This is a genomic window from Brevibacillus sp. SIMBA_040, from assembly GCF_046535075.1.
Taxonomy (GTDB): Bacteria; Bacillota; Bacilli; order Brevibacillales; family Brevibacillaceae; genus Brevibacillus.
Window position 1 is genome coordinate 1 of sequence record NZ_JAWRXI010000072.1, and the last position, 389, is coordinate 389.

A 389-nucleotide genomic window follows, 5' to 3' on the forward strand; every position below is an offset into this window, starting at 1 on the left:
AATTCCTTGTCGGGTAAGTTCCGACCTGCACGAATGGCGTAACGATGGCCACACTGTCTCCTCCCGAGACTCAGCGAAGTTGAAGTGTTTGTGATGATGCAATCTACCCGCGGCTAGACGGAAAGACCCCATGAACCTTTACTGTAGCTTTGCATTGGACTTTGAACCGATCTGTGTAGGATAGGTGGGAGGCTATGAAACCGGAACGCTAGTTTCGGTGGAGCCGTCCTTGAAATACCACCCTGGTTTGTTTGAGGTTCTAACCTTGGCCCGTGATCCGGGTCGGGGACAGTGCATGGTAGGCAGTTTGACTGGGGCGGTCTCCTCCCAAAGCGTAACGGAGGAGTACGAAGGTACGCTAGGTACGGTCGGAAATCGTGCTGATAGTG

1 rRNA gene is annotated in these 389 nt (G+C 53.2%); it reads left to right on the plus strand.

Annotated elements, in window-relative coordinates:
• A 23S ribosomal RNA gene (locus SB752_RS32000) occupies positions 1-389 on the plus strand; the annotation flags it as partial.